The organism is Sporosarcina pasadenensis (assembly GCF_047228845.1).
GTDB lineage: Bacteria > Bacillota > Bacilli > Bacillales_A > Planococcaceae > Sporosarcina.
In genome coordinates this window covers 49291-70370 of sequence record NZ_JBFEGM010000013.1, presented here as the reverse complement: position 1 = coordinate 70370, position 21080 = coordinate 49291, and the positions used below count along the sequence as shown (strand labels likewise).

Genomic DNA, 21080 nt, shown 5'->3' with positions numbered 1-21080 from the left:
ATCTCTCATTTATACACTTACGAGTTCTTTTTCAGGCAATAGTTCGATATCGCCTTTTTCATCTGTTGAACTGCCCAGCAAATCGCAAGGACGTCCGACTTGGTCAATCACGCCATCTTTGATCTTCACGATTCGATCCGCAAGGACGTGAGCATCGTTTTGGTTATGTGTAACGAAGATTGCGGTTATGTTCGCTTTCTTTAAAATCCGGCGAAGGTCTTCACGTATTTTAACTAGGAGTTCGGTGTCTAGATTACTGAAAGGTTCATCCAAAAGAATGAGCTCAGGTTGTGGTGCAATTGCACGTGCAAGTGCTACACGTTGTTGCTGACCACCGCTTAGCTGATGCGGGTACCGTTTTTCATAACCTTCAAGCTCAACGAGTTCCAATACTTCCTTCACACGTTTCAACTTATCATTACGGCTCATTTTAGGGAGTCCGAATAATACGTTATCTTTAACGCTCATATGCGGGAAAAGCGCATAATCTTGAAATACCATACCAATGCCGCGCTTTTCGGGTTGGACGAATGTGTGGGTGTTAAATATTGTTTTGTCGGCTAACGTAAATGAACCGCCTTTCGGCATCTCAAGTCCGGCAATCAGTCGAAGAATCGTGCTTTTCCCACTTCCACTTCGCCCAAGTATAGAGATGATTTCACCTTTGTTTACCGTAAGTGTGAAGTCTTCGACTGCATTGGCAGGTGAATTCGAATAAGAGAAGCTCATATTTTGAATATCGATAAACATATTATTCCGACCCCTCTCTAAGCAGTTTGTTAAAAACGAATATTGCTATTGCACTTACACCGACTATGAGTAAGGAAGCTTGTGATGCTTCCATGATTTTTTCATCACTTGCATATTGGAACGCCTTTGTTGCGAGTGTATCATAGTTGAACGGTCGCAAAATGAGCGTCAATGGGATTTCTTTCAGTATGTCGACAAAGGTAAGGATGAACCCGCTAATAATTGCGCCTTTCATCATCGGAATATCAATTTTGAAAAATGTTCGCATACTGTTTGCACCTAGCATACGCGAGGCATCACGAAAGTCTGTACCGATTTTCGTGTATCCCGATTCTATCGAATTGTACCCGATTGCGAAAAACCGTATGATGTATGCACTAATTAGCATAACTAAACTAACACTTAAGACGAGAGCGGAATCCAATCCTAAAAATTGATATACAGGTGCTAGTTGCCGGTCAATGGCAATAAAAGTCGTGACGACTGCCACAGCGATGACCGCACCTGGTATGGAATAGCCAAGAATCGTTAATTTCGGGACCACTTTTGCAAACTTGTGCTTCGTAATTCGGCTAAAATTCCCAATGATGAGGGAGAACAAAATGATAAGAATTGCAGCTGTTCCTGCAACAATGATTGAATTTTTCGTGTATGTCAGCACTTCCTCCATCGGAACTTTTCCGAATGTGAGAACAACCCAGTCCAATAACTGAAGAACTGGAATTAGAAAGGCGATCGTAAAAATAACTAGCGTATACGCTGTTGCCAATGCTGCCTTTTTTCCAGTCAGTTTGACGAGCGGTAGCGGTCTAAGTTTTGTCGATGAAAAGCTGTATTTCTTCCCGCCGCGGAGAACCCACTCGATTACAAGGATGAAAATGACGATACCCATTAGGCAAGCCGCAAGCTTTATGGACGAATCTAAGTCTCCTAGGCCGAACCACGTCTGGAAGATTGCAGTGCTGAACGTTTGAATGCCAAAATACTTAACTACTCCATAGTCATTTAACACTTCTAATATGACTAGGCTTGCCCCGCCAATGACTGATACACGTGAGATGGGGATTACAACCTTCAGGAAGATTTCCATAGGGCCTTTCCCAAGTGTCCGTGCACTTTCAACGAGAGAGGCAGCTTGATTCGACAAGAAAATTCTCGTAATCATATAAACATATGGATATAAGAAAATCGTATAAATGAAAATGGCACCCGGGACATTCATAATATCGAAATAAGATTGATTCACCGTTACATCAAAATGATTTCGAAGCGTCTTTTGAATGATGCCCGTGTAATTAAGGATGCCATGGTACGTATATGCACCGATGAATGGCGGTATCGATAAAGGTAAGATGAGTGACCATTTCATGAAATTACGAAGTGGAAAGTCATATTGTGCAATAAGCCAAGCAAGGCTTAGACCTATTGCAATGGTGAATATTGCCGTAAAGAATACAAGTGTGAGCGAAGACTTAATATAGTTTACAAGCATGAATTCGCGAATATGCCCCCAATTTTCGCTTGCCGGTGTAAAAACGCCTGTAACAATTGATAAATTAGGAACAAACAGTAAAGTAATAATGAGTATCGCACCGATTGTCCAACCATTCACGTTTACAATTCGCCTATTCATGACCAAACCCATCCTTTGCCTTTTCCGCAATAAACCCCTACCGCAAAAGCAGCAGGGGACAAACTATTATTTCCAACCCACTTCGTTAAAAATCATGATCGCTTTTGCGTTATTTTCTCCTAGAACTGTGAGTGGAATTTCCTGTTCCTTGAACTCACCCCAAGATTTTAAGAGTTCCGCTGGTTCTACGTCTTGGTTTACAGGATATTCGTAGTTTGCTTCTGCAAATGTAAATTGTGCTTCTTCACCAGTTAGGAATTCGAGAAGTTTCAACGCATTGTCCGCGTTTTTCGAACCTTTGACAACCCCAGCGCCGCTAATGTTGACGTGTGTTCCTGTCGTTTCCTGGTTCGGGAAGAAAATACCTAGCTGTTCTGCTACTTTGACTTCTTCCGGGTCTTGAGAGTTCATCATTTGTCCTAAGTAATAAGTGTTCATGATTGCAATGTCACCAATGCCTGCAGCAATGGCCTTCGCTTGGTCACGGTCCCCGCCTTCCGGACTGCGTGCCATATTGTTCACAATGCCTTGTGCCCATTCTTTCGCTTTTTCTTCACCGTCGATTTCGATGAAAGAAGCTAATAGAGACTGGTTATAGACACTTTCGGATGAACGGACGAGAAAACGTCCTTTCCATGCATCGTCAGTGAGCGCTTCATAAGTAGATAATTCTTCGGGCTTCACTTTATCTTTATTATATACGAGAATACGCGCGCGTTTCGTCAAACCTACCCACATATCATCAGAATCACGGAATTTTTCTGGCACTTGTTTCGACAAAATGTCACTTGACACCGGTTGAAGCAATCCTTGCTCTTTGGCACGGTACAGTCTGCCAACATCTGCTGTTAAGAAAAGATCTGCTTTCGTAGCAGTTCCTTCACGTTTGATCCGCTCGATCAACTCATCGGCTTCACCTTTAATTACATTCACCTTGATGCCTGTTTCGTCCTCAAACTTTTTGTACAGCTCATTATCAACGTCATAATGTCTGCTCGTATACAAATTCACTTCGGATTTTTCGTTTTTCTTTTGCTTCTCGTTATCTCCTGCGCCGCTGCTTTGATTCGCACTATTCCCACATGCCGCTAGAACGAGTAGCAAAGAGGCAAGCAGGAGCATTAAAATTTTCTTCATATATTATTTCCTCTCCCAACTTATGTTTATGATTGATAACGATTCTCAATCTCATTCTTAATATAAAGTGTGGGAGCATAAGAGTCAACAAATAATATATGAAATATAATAAAAAGGTCGATTCACAAAAATGAAAATCGACCTTTTTATTTATCCTAATACTTTGCGGTAATGCTCTAAACGCCTCTCTTATTGCCCCACACAAGGGCATGCAATTGTGGCAACACCTTCGCGTCGTTCATGACCGGGGAAGCGACAGCCAAATCAATAAGCCATTCAAACCGTTTCAATAAGTTGGATACGAGATAGGTGTCATCTGTTGTTATCGTATCTTCGTTACCCACTTGTAAATAGAAAGGGACTGACGGGTAACGGAGATGGACTTCTTCCGCAAATTTAAAATCTGTTTCATCAAAAACAACGATTTTCAGACTTGCGTTTGCACCTGTCAGTTTCTCCATGAAATGATCGAGTTTGTTGAAATCGGTTATCATTTTTGAACTCGGTGGTTTTGGAGAAAGTGTGATGTCGTCGATGTTCAACAACCAATCTTGCCAAAACGTAGCTTGCGTTTCGACGGCAACTTTCCAACCTTCTGCATGACAAAGATCGACCAGTTCTCCGATCCCTTTATGCAAGGCGGGATTTCCACCTGAAATCGTCACATGCGAAAAGGACTGCCCACCGATTGCCTTCAGTTCATCAATAATGTCTTGCGGGCGCTTCGAAACGCTTTTGCCTGTTCCGTCCCATGTAAAACTGGAATCGCACCATGCACAAGAATAATCGCAACCTGCTGTCCGGACAAACATCGTCTTTTGTCCGATGACCATTCCTTCACCTTGAATTGTAGGACCAAACACTTCCATTACAGGAATTTTCATAATAATTCCTCCCGTGACGGGCGATAAACAACATAGCTAGTTGGCGTTTCCCGAACAATCACTTGGAGGCAAGCAGGCCGATTGTCTTTTGTACGGAGAACGTCCTGAATGGACTTCCAAATTTGTTCGGCCAATCGTTCAGTCGTCGGAAAGGTATGTTGGAATTCAGGGTGCTCATTCAATACGGAATGATCATATTTTTTATGAACAAGATCTTTCAGTTGCTTAAAATCTATTAAAAAACCGAGCGGATCTAGTTCGTTTCCTCCGATGGTGACATTAATAAAATAAGTATGCCCATGCATCACTTGGCATTTTCCAGCTTCTTCATGGGGAATGAAATGAGCAGCCGAAAAATGCATGTCTTTATTTAATTCGAATCGATAGTCATGTTGAACTTGTGGATAATATTGCTGCATCATTTACCTGCACCTGCATTCTTCCGGGCTTGATATGCCGCAAGCCCTTCATTGCGCAGCGCACACGCAGGGCATTCTCCGCATCCTGTACTTGGAACGCCGTTGTAGCAAGTGAGTGTTTTCTCCTGCACAAAATCAAGTGCGCCCAGTTCATCGGCCAGCTCCCACACTTCGGACTTATCAAGCCACATTAACGGCGTATGGATGACAAAGTTTCCATCCATGGCTAAATTCAACGTCACATTTAATGATTTAATAAAATTGTCGCGGCAATCAGGATAACCGCTAAAATCCGTTTCACTCACACCGGTGATCAAGTGCCGTGCGCCAATCGCATCCGCGTAAACCGCCGCGAAAGATAGAAACAGGTGATTTCGTCCAGGTACGAACGTTGACGGCAATTCGCCATCCACTTCCGTCACTTCGATGTCATCCCGTGTGAGCGCATTGGCTGATAGCTGATTGATCAAATTCATGTCCAGCACTTTGAACGATACACCAAGTTCTTCTGCAATGTTTCGAGCGCATTCAATTTCATCCGAATGCCGTTGTCCGTAGTCGAACGTGACCGTTGCGACTTCCCGAAAGTTTTTCAATGCCCAAAACAGGCATGTCGTACTGTCTTGACCGCCACTAAAGACGACCACCGCTTTTACATTTTTCATTGTACATATCTCCTTAGTTTTTTAGAGAGGGAGTTTGCGAACCTCTTTTTGGAACCTTGTTCATAATACCATAGGTGGGCCGGGGAGGGGGTTGGGACCAATCGGATACAAACAGAAATAGGCTGATGTAAGTCCGGTTTAATACCGTCTTCACATCAGCCAAATTCTTCTTTACTGAAACACCAAATTTAGTTTTCCATTTTCCAATGCTAGGCTCGCATCGAACTTGTTTCCGTTATTCGCGGTAAATCCTTTGATCGTATTCGTTTTTCCTTTCGTGCATAGGAGTTTAACTTGTGCGGGTGTAAGCTTCTTCTTCAGGAACATGCCTGGAAAAGTCTGTTTACATCCATTTTTATAATTGCTGCAACCATAAAACTCTTTGCGGGCTAAAATCATGCCTGTCTTACACACTGGGCATGGGGCAACTTCTGTTGCTTGATAAGAGCCGCGCGATTTCGATTGCCGCGGCGGAACTTTCGTCGCATCGATTGGCTTAGCCTCCAGCTGCTTCGGCACGTCGTCCAATAGCTTCGCAATGAACTTTGAAACATTATCGAGGAAATGCTGTCCGCTTCCTTCGCCATTGCCGATTTTCTGCAAATATGTTTCCCACTTCGCTGTCATGGAAGGACTGGCAAGCAGATTCCCTTCAATCGCCTGGCAAAGCACACGGCCTTTCTCAGTAATCGACACAATGTTTTTAGACACGGTTATATACCCATGCTTTTTAATCGTTTCGATAATGCCGCTTCGGGTCGCTTCCGTCCCAAGTCCCTCAATTTCTTTCAAAATATCCGTTTCCTCTTTGTCCTCGACAAGCTTCCCGCATGTTTTCATCATCGCAATGAGTTGACCTTCCGTGTAAGGTTTCGGAGGCTGTGTTTTGCCTTCCTTGATGCCAATATCGGATTGGACGGTCTCTTGCATACGAAGTGGCGGCAAAGCGGGGTCGTCCTTTTCATCCTTTGATCGTTGGAATAAAGCCTTCCACCCTAAATCCCTTTCTGTCTTGCCCGTAGTGAAAAACGGAAGGCCGTTCACATCCGTCGTCACTTTCGTCTCCGTATATAAATAATCTGTATGGAACATGGAGAGCGTCGTGCGGACGACTTCTTCGTATAGATTCCGCTCGAGCGGCGACATTCTGCCAAGAACTGCTTGTGTCGGCACTTTCTTCGTCGGAATGATGGCGTAGTGCTCCTGCACCTTCGAACTGTCGACATACCGTTTCTTTGGAGAAAACGAAGCGACAGGGAAGGGATGACCGATCAGCTGTTGGTAATCGCCGACTTGGTCCTTCAAGTACGCAAATTCATTCGGCGTAATATGACGCGCGTCCGTTCGTGGATAGGTGACAAGCTTCTTCTCATACAAGCCTTGCATCGTCTTCAGCACGTTCGCCGGGCTCATCTTCCAACGCCGGTTGGCTGTCGCCTGCAACGTTGACAGTGAATGCAGCTGAGGTGGCGGCGTTCGCTTATCGGTATGGGTGACAGAGGTGATCACGCCAGGCGAATTCGGTTGGATTCCATGTTTCGCAAGAAGTTCCTGAATGATCTCCCGTTTCGGCTCCTTCGCTTTCGCCTTTCCTTTGTAAGTACCGTGTTCCGCTTTAAACGTCGCTTCCACTTCGAAAAACGGTTCCGATATGAAGGTTTCAATCTCACGCTGCCGTTGATAGATCAAGTAGACCGTGGGAGACTGCACACGTCCAATCGGAAACACTTCCTGGACCCCTTTCGCTTTCAATAAAAGTGTATACAAGCGGGAGGCGTTCATACCGACGAGCCAGTCGCTGATCTGCCGGGCTTTCGCCTCTTCATAGAGCTGCAAATCCTTGCGGTTATCGCGCAAATTCGCAAACCCCTTCCGCACTTCATCGACTTCAAGTGAATTGATCCAAAGTCGCTTGATCGTCTGATTCCGGGCACCGGTTTGATAATAAATGCTATAGAAGATATTCGAGCCTTCCCGGTCGACGTCGCATGCATTAATGACCGTATCCGTCCCGCGAATGAGCTTCTTCACGATCTGAAACTGCTTGAACTTACCCTTCGCCACTTGAAACTCGTATCGATCAGGCAAGATTGGAAGACTTCCGAGCGACCAACGTTTCCAAGCGGGATTGTATGCATGGGGTTCCTTCAATTCCACGAGATGGCCGACACCCCATGTGATATAGGCACCTTCGGGAAAGATCGGGCATGGGTTAATCTCTAAGTACCCCTCATGTTTCCGCACGGAAAAAGCGTCTGCATACGCTTTCGCTTGGGAAGGTTTTTCAGCTAGGATGACAGGTTTCATGAGGACACCTCCTTGAGTAAAAGAAACGCTTGTTCTTCTCATTATGTAGGAAAATAGGATGGAATACAACTGCTTGGAAGAGTGGTTGTTTACTTAATTGGTATTTGAAAAGTATAGTCCGAAGAAGGATAGCTTGTCGGCACCTGCTGGTGGAGATTAGAGAAGGTTGTATAAAGCTTCGTTAAATTATTTGATGGAAGGCAATTATGGTTCTTGAATCTCGCATAGCTTTGCGTTAATATGCAAGAAATAGTTCGACGGAGCTTCCTGGGGGATGTTCACGACATTCTTGCGGTATAAATTAGATGAGCAAGGTAAGCAACTCATCAAGATAGACAAATGGTTCCCTTCATCCAAGACGTGTTCGGCCTGTGGTCATGTAATTGCTGTCTTACATCTTTCCGAAAGGACTTTTGATTGCGATTGCGGCTTCGTTATGAGCCGGGATTGGTATGCCGCTATCAACATCAAGAATGAGGGACGGCTGATGCTGGACTTGTCCTGATGAAACGGAATTCTTGGAACAAGAGGGTTAGCTCGGTCAGTTTTCGTTGGCTAGTAAAAGCAGCGATTAGTCGAGAAGCCTCTACTTCAAACGCAAAGCGTTAAGTGGTGGGTAGTTCACGCAATCTTAGACGGTTCCTGAGACATGAAAAAAACATGTACTTTTTCACTGGTCCCGAACCGCCCTCCGTTGTTAAGTAAATAAAAATATAGCTATAAGAGTCAATATAACAATAAATGGGATTGCTAAAACATAAACCCATAGTAAACTAGAAAAACTTTTTTCACTCTTGTAATCTTTATTCATAGAATTAGCGACGGATATGGTCAAAATTAGTCCGATAGCCAAAGTAATGAATACGAAAATGGTTGAAACTATAAGAGCTACCTTCATGCCTTACTCCTTTTTTTATAAATATTTTTTATATTCTATACACTATAATTTTATAATAAATATATAACATTTTCAAGGACCATCCAATTAAGGATTATTTAAACCAACCACTTTTTAAGAAAATTGAACAGTTACTAAAAATATCTATAAGCGCTCCATTCATCTGTTTGAAAGTATTGGAACTTTTTGATTTGGATTTTGTTAAATCTACTTATATAAATACTCGTACTATTAAAAAAATAAAGAATGAGGTTTGGAGCAACTTTCTAGAAATGGTTGAGCAATCGTACAAATTAAATGACAATAGTTTAAAAAATTAATAAGAATAAAAGAAACTTGAAAATGTAAATAAATCCAGGTGTTAAATCTGATTATGTGCATTTTTTATTTACGTGCAAGTGGAAGAATAGCGAGATATCTATGTAGTATCTTAATAAGGATAAGATTGTTTATTATGTATATATGATTTTATGAAGATAAGTGAAAGTCACATGCATTGATGACCGTATCCGTCCCGCGAATGAGCTTCTTCACGATTTGAAACTGCTTGAACTTTCTCTTCGCAACTTGAAACTCGTATCGGTCGGGGAGGATAGGCAGACTGCCTAGCGACCATCGTTTCCAAGCGGGATTGTAAGCATGAGGTTCCTTCAATTCCACGAGATGGCCGACACCCCATGTAATATAAGCACCTTCAGGAAAGATTGGTCTGAGAATAAGGTTCTTGCGCATCCCGCAAGTGTCGATTCGATCCCTACGTCGGCCAACCAAGAAGACCATGTCAGCATGGGCACAATAGCATCTCGCCAAGCGCGGGAAATTATCCATAATTCTGCTAGAGTAATTGCGATTGAAATGATTTGCGCATCGCAGGCTATTTATTTAGAAGGGGCAGAAAACCAATTAGCTCCAGCAACAAAAGAATACTTGGAGAAAATTAGAGAAATTTGCCCGCCATTGAAAAGTGATCGAGCGATTTCGGATGAAATAGAAGCGTTGGCACAATTTATACTACGTTCGGATATTCTGAACTAACAAGGATAAGGACCGAACCTATCAGTTTGTTGATTGATGGGTTTGGTCCCTTTTTTAATTGGAAAATTGTAGGTTCGTTATTACGACCAGTTATATTGCGGAGAGGGCATTAGTTGTAATTAAAATACTAGAAGTTTTATAAAAAATAGGTGGGATGAGCAGTATATTTCCCATAGCAATGAGAAAAATGGTATATGTATTGACAATTTAATTTTTGTATATTATTATTGTTCATACAACTCAATAAACTTATCAAGAGAAGCTAAGGGACTGGCCCGTTGAAGCTTCAGCAACCTCTGCGTCGCAGGAAGGTGCTAAATCCAGCAAGGGGAAACTCTTGGAAGATAAGAGACAATGCTATATTCACTAAGCCCTCTTTTCTATCGAAAAGAGGGCTTTTACTTTTAAAGTTTTATGAAAATACAACTACGAGGAAAGAAGGTTGAGAAAATGAGTAAAACTAAAAAAAGAATGTATTTAAATGCTTTTGAAATGAGTTGTGCAGCGTTTCAGTCGCACGCACTATGGAGACATCCCGATGACAATACACCCGGCTATAAAGACATTGAATATTGGACGCATCTTGCGAAAGTTTTGGAAAAAGGTAACTTTGACGCAGTATTCATAGCAGATGTATTAGGTGTTTACGATGTATATAAAGGTTCAAGGGATCCAGCAATTAGGTCAGGTATGCAAGTGCCGGCCAATGATCCAGCTTTTATTGTTCCCATCATGGCATCTGTAACTAAATATCTTGGGTTCGGATTAACTGCTTCGACCACGTATGATCACCCGTATACATTTGCTCGAAAAATGTCGACATTAGATCATTTAACGAAAGGAAGAATTGGTTGGAATGTTGTTACGTCTTATTTAAACAGTGCTGCAAAAAACATTGGTTTGGATACTCAGACCTCGCATGATGAGCGGTACGAGCGGGCGGATGAATACATGGAAGTGGTCTATAAGCTATGGGAAGCAAGTTGGGAAGATGATGCGGTAGTAATCGATAAAGAAAAAGGAGTTTATACGGATCCTTCCAAAGTTCACGATATTAACCATGACGGCAAGTACTTTCAAGTTCCGGGCAACCATATATGTGAGCCATCACCACAACGAACACCGGTTATATTTCAAGCTGGCGCCTCCTCAAGGGGACGTGCATTTGCAGCAGATCATGCTGAACTTGTTTTTGTATCATCCCCGTCTTTAGAGAAAACGAAAAACATCGTTTCAACGTTTAGGGAAGATGTTTTAAAGTCCGGAAGACCTGCGGATGATGTTAAAGTGCTGACGACCGTTACGCCAATTGTCGCCCCGACGGTAGAAGAAGCGGAAGCAAAGCTTGAAGATTATCAGCAGTATATCGATCATGAAGGAGCACTTGCATTAGTGAGCGGCTGGACAGGGATTGATTTAGCAGAATTAGATCCAACTCAAAAGGTGGAGTATATTGAAAATGACGCAATGCGATCAATCTTACAAGGCTTTGCGGGAATGACTGTGAATGAAATTGCTGAAAAAGTTGCACTTGGCGGTCTTGGTGAACTAATTGTCGGGGACCCTGAACAAATTGCAGACAAATTAGAGGAATGGATGGACTATGCCGATATCGATGGGTTTAATATTGTTTATTCAATTACACCAGGCTCCTTCGAAGACTTCGTTGAGCTAGTCGTTCCGGTTTTACAAGAGCGAGGTTTAGTGAGAACAGAATATGAAGAGGGTACATTCCGAAATAACTTATTTGGCCGTGATCAATTGAAAGAAGACCATCCTGCTAAACAAGCACGAAAACAAGTGGTTGGAGAACTAATCACACAATATTGAATGTCAGTAAACATAATGTAAGATGTTAACATAAGTTGAAAACTGTTTTTGTTTAAAAAGGAGATAGTACCAATGACGACTTCAAATAAAACTCTAAGGACTTGTAGTAAAGGGCATAACTACTATAAAAGTAGCGACTGCCCGACATGTCCGATATGTGAGCAGGAACGCAAACCTGATAATGGATTCCTTTCATCATTATCAGCACCGGCAAGACGAGCGTTGGAAAACAACGGGATCACTTCTTTGCAACAGTTATCGGCATTTAGTGAGAAAGAGATTTTGCGATTTCACGGTATGGGACCAGCTTCTTTACCAAAGCTAAGAGAAGCTTTAGAGACAAACGGGTTATCATTTAAAAAGTAGAAAATCCGACTGAGTAGGTCAACGCTCAGTCGGATTTTTTCTCGAAAAGATTTGCTCTTTTGATGAGTATTAAGCAGAGGCACCTTACTTCTTCTCTTTAAGCAGTAAATCGAATAGTTCAGACCAGTTCGCAATTCGTGGAATATCCAAATGTTGATTATAAGATTGAGTTTTCGCGAACAGATTTACTTTACAATCACCCAATGTTTCAAGAACGGCAGGCTTGTCATCAAAATAATAGTCGAGTTCCAACTCTTTAATAATGTGAACCTTGTCCTCATCATTCATCCCGTAAAAAAATCGATCTTTGTGGACTGGGAAACCTTGTTCAATCATCCATTCCATTGTTCGCTCACCATGTTCTTTCGGCCTTGCGGTAATATAATAGATTTCATGGCCGTCGTTCTCCAGTTTTTGCAACGTTTCAACTGCGTCAGGATAGGTAGGGCAAGACGTGAAATAAATTTCTTCTAACGAACCGTTCCACATCTTGCCACCTTCTTCAGCTGTCATGCCAAAGAGCTCGTGGATTTCAACTTTGTCCAAAGTGTGAAAAAGTTCTATATCCACATTCTGATTCAGTTTCTTATTGTATATATGAAAAGCATGTTCTCTTAAATTAATTAACGTATCATCGATATCAAAACCAAATTTCATATTAATTACCCTCAGTTTGTGTAGTTATATATTTTGGATAGCCTGTAAACTTAAAATCTTTTCCGATTTGAGTAATGCTGAGATTCTCCAATTCCACAGCATCACGCATTAGTTCGACACCTGCACCTTCAAGGAATGTCGGTGCTTGTGTGCCTCCAACTAGTTTTGGCGCGATATAAATCTCTACTTTGTCGACGAGCTGCTTCTCAAGGAAAGCAGCGTGAATCGAACCTCCGCCTTCAATTAAAACGGAAGAAACGAGTTTTTCACCGAGTATCCGAACGACATCTTGTGGATCGACTTGGCGATTGCCTGAAGTGTGGAAAATCAAAATTCCCCGTTCCTCCAACTGTTTCTTTGCCTCTTCATTATACGTTTTTGCAGTGAAAATCCATGTTTCCGCCTGCCCATCTGTCACGATTTTCGAATTAAGTGGAGTGCGTAAAGAGGAATCTAAAATAACGCGAATCGGATTCCGACCATTTGGAATCCTTGTCGTCAATTCGGGATCATCCTCGATGACTGTATTGACACCGACTAAAATGGCCATGTTTTGATTTCTTAATACGTGTACATCGTGTCTTGCTTCGGCAGACGTAATCCATTTACTGTCAGCTGTATGCGTAGCAATTTTCCCGTCCAATGTGCTTCCTGCTTTCATCGTTATAAAGGGCCTCTGTTCGACGATGAATTTATTAAACACTTCATTCATCTGTCGGGATTGCTCTTCCAATACACCGATGACAACTTCAATTCCTGCGTCTTTCAATATTTGAACACCGTTGCCAGCTACAACTGGATTTGGATCCAATGTTGCAATGACGACTGTTTTAATCCCCGCTTCAACAATCGCTACTGCACAAGGGCCGGTACGTCCATAATGAGAGCATGGCTCAAGGGTGACGTAAATTGTTCCCCCATGCGCTTGTTCACCAGCCATCCGAATCGCATGAATTTCAGCATGCGGATCACCAGCTTTCAAATGCGTACCTATCCCTACGATTCGATTTTCATTCACAATGACCGATCCTACAAGTGGATTTGGATCGGTTTGGCCCTTCATTGCCTGGGCATTTTGCAGAGCCAAATTCATATAAAATTCATGGTTAGTCATTCGGATGAGCACCTTCTTCACCTAAATGGCCAGAGCGATTGATTTTTGTTTGCAAGTATTTTTCATTGAACTCGGATTTATCGCCCCATAAAGGCTCTCTCCCCGAAATCGGAAGACCGGCGTTTCGCATCGCTTCCACTTTCTTCGGATTATTCGTCATCAGTGTAACAGGCTTAGTGCGTAATGCTTTTAATACATGCATGGCATCTTCGTAATTTCTCGAATCATCGACAAAGCCAAGCCCTTCATTTGCTTCTACTGTATCGTAACCATTCTCCTGAAGCACATAGGCCATTGCCTTGCTGAACAAACCGATCCCACGGCCTTCATGATTGGCCAAGTAAAACAAAGCTCCCGTCCCATGTTCTACAATATTTTTCATCGATTGCTTTAATTGATAACCGCAGTCGCATCTTTTACTTCCAAAGATATCGCCGGTATGACAAATCGAGTGCATCCGGATTTGCGCATCATCTGCATTTTTAAAATCGCCATATACAAGCACGCTCGATTGTTGATGCTCTGCAAGATTAGCAGAAGACAGGCGGTCAATAATCTCTTGAAAATCATTCGTCACTTCACATTGATTCAGCCAGCAATACCATTGAAAAATAACCGTTTCTCCATAAAGATTCACGGGCAGTTGAATGGGGCCGACCAAATAGGTGGCACCTTTATCTGTTTCAATCAATTGGATTTTTTCCTTTAAAATATCAACAACTGTTGCTTCTAGTTTTACATGTACCATAAAATCATTCCTTTTATATAAATTAGTTAACGTAGAATCTGAAGTTTCTATCGCATGAAAAGGGAAATGTTATGCGTCCATCCAATTTTGTGACCATTTTTCCAATTCCCGTATAAGAGGTTGGAGGGCGAACCCTTTATCTGTTAATGAATATTCGATTCGAACCGGTGTCTCCGGAAAGACTTCTCTAAGCACAACACCTTGGTGTTCAAGAATTTTTAACCTCTCCGATAAGACTCTGCCACTTACGCCGATTGTGGATTCGATACTGCAAAAGCGTTGCGGTCCCTCTAATAGCTTGTAAATAATTAACCCCATCCACCTTTGACCCAATAACTCCATTGATTTTTCAAACCTAGGACAAATCGATGTATCCAATGTAATCAGCTCCCTAATTATAGTATAGCTCATAACGATAAATAATTAAATATGTTTTTGTAAATTAGTTACTTGACTAATACTTATTACGATAATACACTCACTTACATAAAGTAACTAATAATCGAAACTCATTACTATTTAAACTGACATCTTAGGTGGGGATCATGATCTTATGAGAAACGAAGAAGGATTTGCGAATACAGGGTTTGAAATCGGCCTTTATACACTAGGAGATATGGTGCCGGATCCGGTTAGCGGTAAAACAATTAGTGCTAGGCAAAGAATGAAGGAAATTACGGAAGCGGCTAAACTCGCTGACGAGGCTGGACTGGATATTTTCGGAGTAGGGGAACATCATCGATTGGATTATGCCATCACATCACCATCTGTCGTCTTGGCCGCAATCGCTCAAATGACGAAGCAAATCAAATTGACGAGCGCTACGTCAGTTCTAAGTACGATAGATCCAGTTCGTTTATTTGAAGACTTTGCAACATTGGATTTGCTATCAGATGGACGTGCAGAAATTATTACGGGGCGTGGTGCGTTTGTTGAATCATTCCCGCTCTTTGGTTATGACACTGATGACTCCGCTGCCTTATTCTCGGAAAACATCGAATTACTGCTGAAGCTTAACGAAAACGAGAAGCTCACATGGGATGGTCAATTCCGCTCGTCATTAAGGAATGCGGATATTGCACCTCGTCCACTACAGGAGAAGTTACCTGTGTGGATTGGTGTTGGAGGGACTCCGAGTAGTGCATCCCGTGCAGGCAGACTCGGTGCCGGAATGGCAATGGCGATCCTAGGTGGTGAACCTGATCGATTTAAACCATTGGTTGATGTATACCGTGAAGCTGGCATCCGGGCTGGACATGCTTTGGAAGATCTTAAAGTTGGTGTAACGGGTCATGGATATATTTCCGAAACAACTCAACAAGCAAAAGAAGAGTTCTATCCTTATTATTCGAACTATAAGTCAATCGTAAGTCAGCAGCTCGGACATGGAGAGGGAAAGATGTCACGATTCGAATTTGAAAAAGTGGCGGCTTCTGACACTGCTTTGTTCGTAGGCAGCCCTCAACAAATTGTTGAAAAGATCCTTCATCAACATGAACTTTTTGGACACAGGCGCTTTATGGCGCAGCTGGATATAGGTGGTTTGCCGTTTGGAAAAGTGGCGAAGAGCATTGAATTATTAGCGACAGAAGTGGCACCGGTCGTTAGGGAAGCAACAAGGAAAGACAACGTATTAGTAGGCGTTTAAGAAAAAACAAAAAATGATAAGTGAGGGAATATGAATAATGATGAAAAAGTATGAATGGAGTTTATTGATTCTTCGGGTCGTTTTAGGGATTACTTTCTTATTTCATGGAGTTGCAAAATTCCAAATGGGCCTAGGGAATGTAGCAGGTTGGTTCGAAAGTATAGGCATTATAGGTTTCCTAGGTTATGTGGTTGCTTTTATCGAACTGGTTGGAGGGCTTGCATTAATTTTGGGTATTGGAACTAGACTATTCTCGGCAATGATTGCAATTGTCATGCTTGGGGCTATCTTTACAGCAAAATTGTCTATAGGCTTCATGGGTGCTGAAACTGCCGGTTATGAATTGGATATAGCTTTATTAGCAATCGCAGTTGTATTATTGATTAGTGGAAGCCAATTGTTTGCTTTAGAAAACAAACTTTTCGGTTCCGCAAAAGAAAAGATTAGCGCATAAAAACAACTAAAGCCTAATTTCTCACTTGCACAAGAGAAATTAGGCTTTTACTATACATCGATTAATACGCTAGCGGATAAGCTGGTTCGCCTTCGATCTGTTCAAACGTTTCGATAAACTTTTCAAGTGTAGAAGTTAAATAGGCATCCTTTCGTCTAATGAATACGGTGTTGACTTTACTATACTTCTCAGGCAAGTAGTGGCAGTTGACGAGTCCTCTTTCTTCCAAATGGGAAACGGCTGATTTTGGGACGAACGTAATGCCAAGCCCCATCGTCACACTCCCCAATATTGTTTCTAAGGTGCCAAACTCCATCAGTTTTTGTGGTGTTATATTTTGATCTTTATACCATCTTGCGAGTCTTGCCCGGTAGCCGCATCCTTCGCTAAAGCAAAGAATTGGCTCCTCTTTTATTTGCTCAAGTGACGTTTTCGTCTTATCTGATAGTAAGACAAGTTCTTCCTGGAAAACGTTATGAGAAACGAGTTCAGGATGTTGCTGAATTTCTGTCACGAATGCACCGTCCAAACGATGGTGTAACACATCGTTTTGGAGTTGATCGGTCACACCTGTGAGAAGTGATAAGTCGACGTTTTTATATTTTTTGCTATAGGAAGATAAAATAACAGGTAATTTAATAACTGTTTCAACGGTTCCGATTTCAAGCTTGCCTGCAGGTTCCGTTTTACTTTGAACAACTTTCTTCATTTCAGTTGTTAACGCTAATATCTTCTCGGAATAGACAAGCAGTTTTTTGCCTTCAGGTGTTAGTGTCATCCCACGATTGTGACGGTTGAAGAGAGCCGTATTCATTTCAGCCTCAAGCTTTTTAATTCTTGAGGTGATATTGGATTGGACATAACTTAGTTCTTTTGCAGCTTCGGTAATCGTACCTTTTTGTGCAACCATTTGAAAAATCTTCAGATCCTTGAATTCCATTTGATCACTCCATCTAACTGACTCTTTTTCTATGGTATCACCAATTGAGATAGTAGACATCAATAATGTTCATTTTGAGAGATACCGAGCCTGTGATTTAATGAATAGAGAGTAGATAATAGAAGGGGACAGAAATTCTTGAAGAACAACGTATTATGGGGCGCTATTTTATGCTTGATTTCCGCAATATCCTGGGGAGCAATGTTTCCGGTTGCGAATCATGCATTTCACCATATAGACCCTTTTTATTTTACGCTTTTTCGTTATGGCTTTGTAACGATGATTTTAGTTGTGTGGCTTCTATGGAAGGAAGGTAAGAAAGCTTTCCGCTTTGAAGGAAAAGGCCGGCACCTCTGGTTTTTTGGAACGATGGCCTTTACGGTTTATAATTTGCTCGTTTTCTGGGGACAGGACTTATTGGGCAATCCAGGTACAATGATCGCTTCCATTATGGAATCGTTGATGCCTATGATATCCATCATTATTGCTTGGGTGTTTATAAGGCAACGTCCTCATGCATTTACGATGTTTTGTGTGTTTCTTGGGTTTGTCGGCGCATCGTTAGTTGTCACAAAAGGCGATTTGGGTGCCTTTTTCACAGCGTCAAATGCCATCATTCCATCTTTATTGATCTTTATCGCAGTTGTTGGGTGGGTTGTGTACACGATGGGTGGAAGTCGATTTAGTAACGATGGTTGGTCTGCATTGCGTTATTCTACGTTAAGCTGTTTGCTCGGAACAGCTACCGCAGCGATTGTCGTTTTCGGTGCTACGCTTACCGGATTTGTCTCGTTTCCAACCGTTGAAACGATGGTCGTTACGAGCCCTCATATCGCTTTTATGGTAATTTTCCCGGGTGTTATTGCGCTAGTGGGATGGAATTATGGTGTGAGTGTCATTACACCGTTAAATGGATTATTATTTCTTAACTTTGTACCCGTTACGACGTTAGTCATTCAAATACTTCAAGGTGTAAGCATCACCGCTTATGATTATATAGGTACAATTTTCATTATCATGTCCTTGCTACTAAACAATGTTTTCATTAGGCTACATCAGGATAGAAGGGAACCGAAAAAGCAGTTCAAAGGAAGAGTACTAGAAACATAAGCATGACGAAGGGGCTGTCTCAGAAAATCAGTTATCACTGGCTTTCTGGACAGCCCCCGAAATTTACATAATGCTGCTTGTTTACAGCCAATTACATTATGCTCGGGTGAGACTTTCCTCCGAAACGTTTTGTAATAACGGAGTCGGTTCTCCGACGCTATACAATTGCAAATCATGCATTGCCCTTGTGCACGCTGTGTAAAAAATTCTACGAAGGTTCTCTGTCCCATAAACATGCTCAGATGCATCGTAAATGATGACCGCGTCAAATTCGATGCCTTTAGCCAAATACGAAGGCACGACGACAACTCCTTGCTCATACTCCATTGAACCGATTCTCAACAGTTTAATGTCGTCGATGGTAGACAAGGCTTCATATGCAATTCTGCTTTCCTCGGCTGATTTGCATATGATTGCAATTGTGTTGTATCCGGCGGCTTGAAAATCTGCTACTTTGTAGGCGATACAGCGGTGAAGCTCTGCGTAATCAGCCACATGCTTCAGCACAGGCAGCTCTCCTTCTCGATCAAAAGGGATGATCTGCTCGCCATTGGGTACTAATTGTCGAGTGAAATCGATGATCGGCTTTGTGGAACGGTAGCTTCTTGCCATATTGATCACTTCTGTTTCATCGGGTCCGTACAGGCTTGTAAGCATGTCAAAATCAACCGTTTCGCTCGCATGGGCGAATATCGCCTGATTAAAGTCTCCTAACACAGTCATTTTTGCCGATGGAAACAAACGTCTCAAAAACTCGAATTGGAAAGGTGAATAATCTTGCGCCTCGTCTACGACGATATGTTTAATTGTTCGATTCGCCTGGAAGCCTTGGATGAGCTCGTTCAAAAGTAGAAATGGGGTAGCGTCCTCATAAGACAGTCGATCTTCATCTAACATGATGAGCGTTGCTTGACAGATAGCCGGCCATTCGGCTGGTGTGTCCTCAGTCATCCATTTTTTGATTTCCAAATGATCAGCAAAAAGCTGCTTATAGATCCCCTTGACGTCGATGAACTCGAATGCGCGGACTTGTTTACGTAAAGGCCTAAGTCTCTGTTGCACGATCAATTTGGAAAGCTCTTTCGGCTCCATCTCATAATCCGCGCTCGCTTCTCTCGTAAAGCCATGCTTTTTCGCTAAGTGCGCATGTGCCTTATTGTATTCCTCGTCGCTAAGCAGCTCGATTCTCTCCTGCACCCACGGTTCATCCCACTCAGCCTTTTGTATTTCATTTATTCTCTTCAGCAGCCAATCTTTCAACTTTTCAAGTCGGTTATGGAAGCGAAGTGATATGTCGGTGCTATAAAACCTTTCAGCCATTCTTTCGGCAGTCACAATCGGCTTTCCTCTGAAGCGCAAGTCTTTGAACAGCATTCCGGAAACCACTAACGACTCTCTATACGATTCGATTGCACTGAAGAAAAGTGGTGATGCTTTGAAGCGGATGCTTTCAATCCTCGATTGATAGGAAGGGGAGTCCGCTGCGGTTAAAACGTATTCCAATTGATCGTAAGGGTTCTCAACTTGATAGTTCCTGCTTAACCGATGATTCAAGTATTCCTGAAATGTCACTTGCTGCATATTCTCTTCACCGAGCTCCGGCAGTACATTGGACACATAGCTGTTAAACAGCGTATTCGGTGAAAATAGTATAATTTGATCGGCTTTCAAGCTATCCCGGTATTTGTATAGCAAATAAGCGATTCGCTGCAAGGCGGCTGACGTCTTTCCGCTGCCAGCTGCTCCGTGAACGATTAGAAGCTTTCCACTGTCGTGGCGGATGATCCGGTTTTGCTCCTGCTGAATCGTCGCAACGATGCTGTGCATATGCTTGTCGGTACCTTTGCCCAATACGATTTGTAAGATTTCATCGCCGATTGTGACGCTCGTATCGAACATCGATTGAAGAACACCGCCGCGAATCAAATACTGCCACTTCTTCTCCAGTTTTCCACTGATAATGCCACCGGGTGTTGCATAAGAGGCGCCACCGGGCTGATAATCGTAATAGACACTCGAAATCGGAGCCCTCCAGTCGTAGATCAGGAAATCTTCCCCACTGTCATCAGATAGCGTTGAAATTCCGATATAGATTTGTTCTGCAGTTGAATCGCCTTCCTCTATGAAATCAATTCGCCCGAAATAGGGCACTTCCTTCATCCGTCGCAACGTTGACAACCTTTTGGACGCGTGTCGATGAGTGGTCTGGCTGACTGCCAATGCTTGCGCTTCTTGCCTTAGACCGATAATCGTTTCAAGATAATCGTCAAACGTATCCACATTGACCTTGACCTCATCCCAAAAATGTCTGCGAATAGTAACGACCTCATTCCGCTGCCGGGTCGTTTCTTCCTCCAATTTACAAATTCGTCCCGTAATGACTTCCACTACCTTGTCTACTCGTTGCTGTTCCTGCTGAAAAGTTGATTTCATAGCACACACTCCTTAAAAAAATGAGTAAAAGGGTTGACTGACGAATAAGTTG

Annotated in this window: 18 protein-coding genes, 3 pseudogenes and 2 riboswitches; of the genes and pseudogenes, 7 read left to right on the top strand and 14 right to left on the bottom strand. The window is 42.5% G+C overall.

The window, feature by feature from the left end:
- Window positions 1–9: 9 nt before the first annotated feature.
- From AB1K89_RS15710 to AB1K89_RS15680, 7 genes are all read right to left on the bottom strand, one after another.
- Window positions 10–750, bottom strand: coding sequence for an ABC transporter ATP-binding protein (locus AB1K89_RS15710; RefSeq protein WP_413055649.1), 741 nt, complete (start codon window positions 748–750; stop codon window positions 10–12).
- A 1-nt stretch (window position 751) separates the two neighbouring features.
- A complete protein-coding gene (locus AB1K89_RS15705) occupies window positions 752–2383 on the bottom strand; it encodes an ABC transporter permease (protein ID WP_413055648.1) in 1632 nt (543 codons plus the stop codon).
- Between the two features lie 66 nt (window positions 2384–2449).
- Window positions 2450–3520, bottom strand: a complete 1071-nt coding sequence (locus tag AB1K89_RS15700) for a Fe(3+) ABC transporter substrate-binding protein (RefSeq protein WP_413055647.1) — start codon at window positions 3518–3520, stop codon at window positions 2450–2452.
- Between the two features lie 176 nt (window positions 3521–3696).
- Window positions 3697–4404, bottom strand: a complete 708-nt coding sequence (gene queE / locus AB1K89_RS15695; RefSeq protein ID WP_413055646.1) for a 7-carboxy-7-deazaguanine synthase QueE — start codon at window positions 4402–4404, stop codon at window positions 3697–3699.
- The gene (queD, locus tag AB1K89_RS15690; RefSeq protein ID WP_413055645.1) at window positions 4401–4826 is read right to left on the bottom strand and encodes a 6-carboxytetrahydropterin synthase QueD; all 426 of its coding nucleotides are present in this window, start codon (window positions 4824–4826) and stop codon (window positions 4401–4403) included. Before queD ends, queE begins: the two co-directional genes overlap by 4 nt.
- Window positions 4823–5488: a 7-cyano-7-deazaguanine synthase QueC gene (queC, locus tag AB1K89_RS15685; protein WP_413055644.1), complete on the bottom strand. Its 666-nt coding sequence runs from the start codon at window positions 5486–5488 to the stop codon at window positions 4823–4825. The genes queD and queC overlap by 4 nt, the downstream gene beginning before the upstream one ends.
- Before the next feature lie 7 nt (window positions 5489–5495).
- Window positions 5496–5539: riboswitch (PreQ1 riboswitch) on the bottom strand.
- A 120-nt stretch (window positions 5540–5659) separates the two neighbouring features.
- Window positions 5660–7795 carry a type IA DNA topoisomerase gene (locus AB1K89_RS15680; RefSeq protein WP_413055643.1) on the bottom strand — a complete coding sequence of 712 codons (2136 nt, stop codon included), beginning with the start codon at window positions 7793–7795 and terminating at the stop codon, window positions 5660–5662.
- Window positions 7796–8063: 268 nt separating this feature from the next.
- Between AB1K89_RS15680 and AB1K89_RS15675 the strand changes: the two are divergent.
- Window positions 8064–8300: pseudogene (locus AB1K89_RS15675) on the top strand (zinc ribbon domain-containing protein); the annotation flags it as partial.
- Between the two features lie 879 nt (window positions 8301–9179).
- Here AB1K89_RS15675 and AB1K89_RS15670 read toward each other — a convergent pair.
- Window positions 9180–9398 (bottom strand): annotated as a pseudogene (locus tag AB1K89_RS15670) (type IA DNA topoisomerase); the annotation flags it as partial.
- A 3-nt stretch (window positions 9399–9401) separates the two neighbouring features.
- Between AB1K89_RS15670 and AB1K89_RS15665 the strand changes: the two are divergent.
- From AB1K89_RS15665 to AB1K89_RS15655, 3 genes and pseudogenes are all read left to right on the top strand, one after another.
- Window positions 9402–9728: pseudogene (locus AB1K89_RS15665) on the top strand (aromatic amino acid lyase); the annotation flags it as partial.
- Window positions 9729–9974: 246 nt separating this feature from the next.
- Window positions 9975–10079: riboswitch (SAM riboswitch) on the top strand.
- A 99-nt stretch (window positions 10080–10178) separates the two neighbouring features.
- Window positions 10179–11558 (top strand): LLM class flavin-dependent oxidoreductase, encoded by a 1380-nt coding sequence (locus AB1K89_RS15660; RefSeq protein WP_413055642.1) that lies wholly within the window; start codon window positions 10179–10181, stop codon window positions 11556–11558.
- Between the two features lie 72 nt (window positions 11559–11630).
- On the top strand, window positions 11631–11924 hold the full coding sequence (locus AB1K89_RS15655; protein ID WP_413055641.1) for an RNA polymerase alpha subunit C-terminal domain-containing protein: 294 nt from the start codon (window positions 11631–11633) through the stop codon (window positions 11922–11924).
- An 84-nt stretch (window positions 11925–12008) separates the two neighbouring features.
- Here the strand turns inward: AB1K89_RS15655 and AB1K89_RS15650 are convergent, their stop codons facing one another.
- From AB1K89_RS15650 to AB1K89_RS15635, 4 genes are all read right to left on the bottom strand, one after another.
- Window positions 12009–12581 (bottom strand): 5' nucleotidase, NT5C type, encoded by a 573-nt coding sequence (locus AB1K89_RS15650; protein ID WP_413055640.1) that lies wholly within the window; start codon window positions 12579–12581, stop codon window positions 12009–12011.
- 1 nt (window position 12582) lies between these two features.
- Entirely contained in the window at window positions 12583–13695 is a 1113-nt protein-coding gene (gene ribD / locus AB1K89_RS15645) for a bifunctional diaminohydroxyphosphoribosylaminopyrimidine deaminase/5-amino-6-(5-phosphoribosylamino)uracil reductase RibD (protein ID WP_413055639.1), read from the bottom strand.
- Entirely contained in the window at window positions 13688–14443 is a 756-nt protein-coding gene (locus AB1K89_RS15640) for a GTP cyclohydrolase II (RefSeq protein ID WP_413055638.1), read from the bottom strand. The genes ribD and AB1K89_RS15640 overlap by 8 nt, the downstream gene beginning before the upstream one ends.
- Window positions 14444–14512: 69 nt before the next feature.
- On the bottom strand, window positions 14513–14821 hold the full coding sequence (locus tag AB1K89_RS15635; protein ID WP_413055637.1) for a winged helix-turn-helix transcriptional regulator: 309 nt from the start codon (window positions 14819–14821) through the stop codon (window positions 14513–14515).
- Window positions 14822–14996: 175 nt separating this feature from the next.
- Between AB1K89_RS15635 and AB1K89_RS15630 the strand changes: the two genes are divergently transcribed.
- Window positions 14997–16091: an LLM class flavin-dependent oxidoreductase gene (locus AB1K89_RS15630; RefSeq protein WP_413055636.1), complete on the top strand. Its 1095-nt coding sequence runs from the start codon at window positions 14997–14999 to the stop codon at window positions 16089–16091.
- A 37-nt stretch (window positions 16092–16128) separates the two neighbouring features.
- Window positions 16129–16545 (top strand): DoxX family protein, encoded by a 417-nt coding sequence (locus AB1K89_RS15625; RefSeq protein ID WP_413055635.1) that lies wholly within the window; start codon window positions 16129–16131, stop codon window positions 16543–16545.
- 61 nt (window positions 16546–16606) lie between these two features.
- Here AB1K89_RS15625 and AB1K89_RS15620 read toward each other — a convergent pair whose 3' ends face one another.
- Window positions 16607–17485, bottom strand: coding sequence for a LysR family transcriptional regulator (locus AB1K89_RS15620; RefSeq protein WP_413055634.1), 879 nt, complete (start codon window positions 17483–17485; stop codon window positions 16607–16609).
- Window positions 17486–17623: 138 nt separating this feature from the next.
- Here AB1K89_RS15620 and AB1K89_RS15615 point away from each other — a divergent pair, with 138 nt between their 5' ends.
- Window positions 17624–18595 carry a DMT family transporter gene (locus AB1K89_RS15615; RefSeq protein ID WP_413055633.1) on the top strand — a complete coding sequence of 324 codons (972 nt, stop codon included), beginning with the start codon at window positions 17624–17626 and terminating at the stop codon, window positions 18593–18595.
- A gap of 96 nt (window positions 18596–18691) precedes the next feature.
- On the opposite strand, the gene helD is transcribed toward AB1K89_RS15615, so the two are convergent.
- Entirely contained in the window at window positions 18692–21028 is a 2337-nt protein-coding gene (gene helD, locus AB1K89_RS15610) for an RNA polymerase recycling motor HelD (protein WP_413055632.1), read from the bottom strand.
- Between the last annotated feature and the right edge of the window lie 52 nt (window positions 21029–21080).

Coding starts and splice junctions, on each gene's coding strand:
- queE (WP_413055646.1), bottom strand. CDS start 4,404: ATGAAAATTCCTGTAATGGAAGTGTTTGGTCCTACAATTCAAGGTGAA.
- AB1K89_RS15630 (WP_413055636.1), top strand. CDS start 14,997: ATGAGAAACGAAGAAGGATTTGCGAATACAGGGTTTGAAATCGGCCTT.
- queD (WP_413055645.1), bottom strand. CDS start 4,826: ATGATGCAGCAATATTATCCACAAGTTCAACATGACTATCGATTCGAA.
- AB1K89_RS15650 (WP_413055640.1), bottom strand. CDS start 12,581: ATGAAATTTGGTTTTGATATCGATGATACGTTAATTAATTTAAGAGAA.
- AB1K89_RS15710 (WP_413055649.1), bottom strand. CDS start 750: ATGTTTATCGATATTCAAAATATGAGCTTCTCTTATTCGAATTCACCT.
- ribD (WP_413055639.1), bottom strand. CDS start 13,695: ATGACTAACCATGAATTTTATATGAATTTGGCTCTGCAAAATGCCCAG.
- AB1K89_RS15700 (WP_413055647.1), bottom strand. CDS start 3,520: ATGAAGAAAATTTTAATGCTCCTGCTTGCCTCTTTGCTACTCGTTCTA.
- AB1K89_RS15660 (WP_413055642.1), top strand. CDS start 10,179: ATGAGTAAAACTAAAAAAAGAATGTATTTAAATGCTTTTGAAATGAGT.
- AB1K89_RS15655 (WP_413055641.1), top strand. CDS start 11,631: ATGACGACTTCAAATAAAACTCTAAGGACTTGTAGTAAAGGGCATAAC.
- AB1K89_RS15640 (WP_413055638.1), bottom strand. CDS start 14,443: ATGGTACATGTAAAACTAGAAGCAACAGTTGTTGATATTTTAAAGGAA.
- AB1K89_RS15620 (WP_413055634.1), bottom strand. CDS start 17,485: ATGGAATTCAAGGATCTGAAGATTTTTCAAATGGTTGCACAAAAAGGT.
- queC (WP_413055644.1), bottom strand. CDS start 5,488: ATGAAAAATGTAAAAGCGGTGGTCGTCTTTAGTGGCGGTCAAGACAGT.
- helD (WP_413055632.1), bottom strand. CDS start 21,028: ATGAAATCAACTTTTCAGCAGGAACAGCAACGAGTAGACAAGGTAGTG.
- AB1K89_RS15705 (WP_413055648.1), bottom strand. CDS start 2,383: ATGAATAGGCGAATTGTAAACGTGAATGGTTGGACAATCGGTGCGATA.
- AB1K89_RS15625 (WP_413055635.1), top strand. CDS start 16,129: ATGATGAAAAAGTATGAATGGAGTTTATTGATTCTTCGGGTCGTTTTA.
- AB1K89_RS15680 (WP_413055643.1), bottom strand. CDS start 7,795: ATGAAACCTGTCATCCTAGCTGAAAAACCTTCCCAAGCGAAAGCGTAT.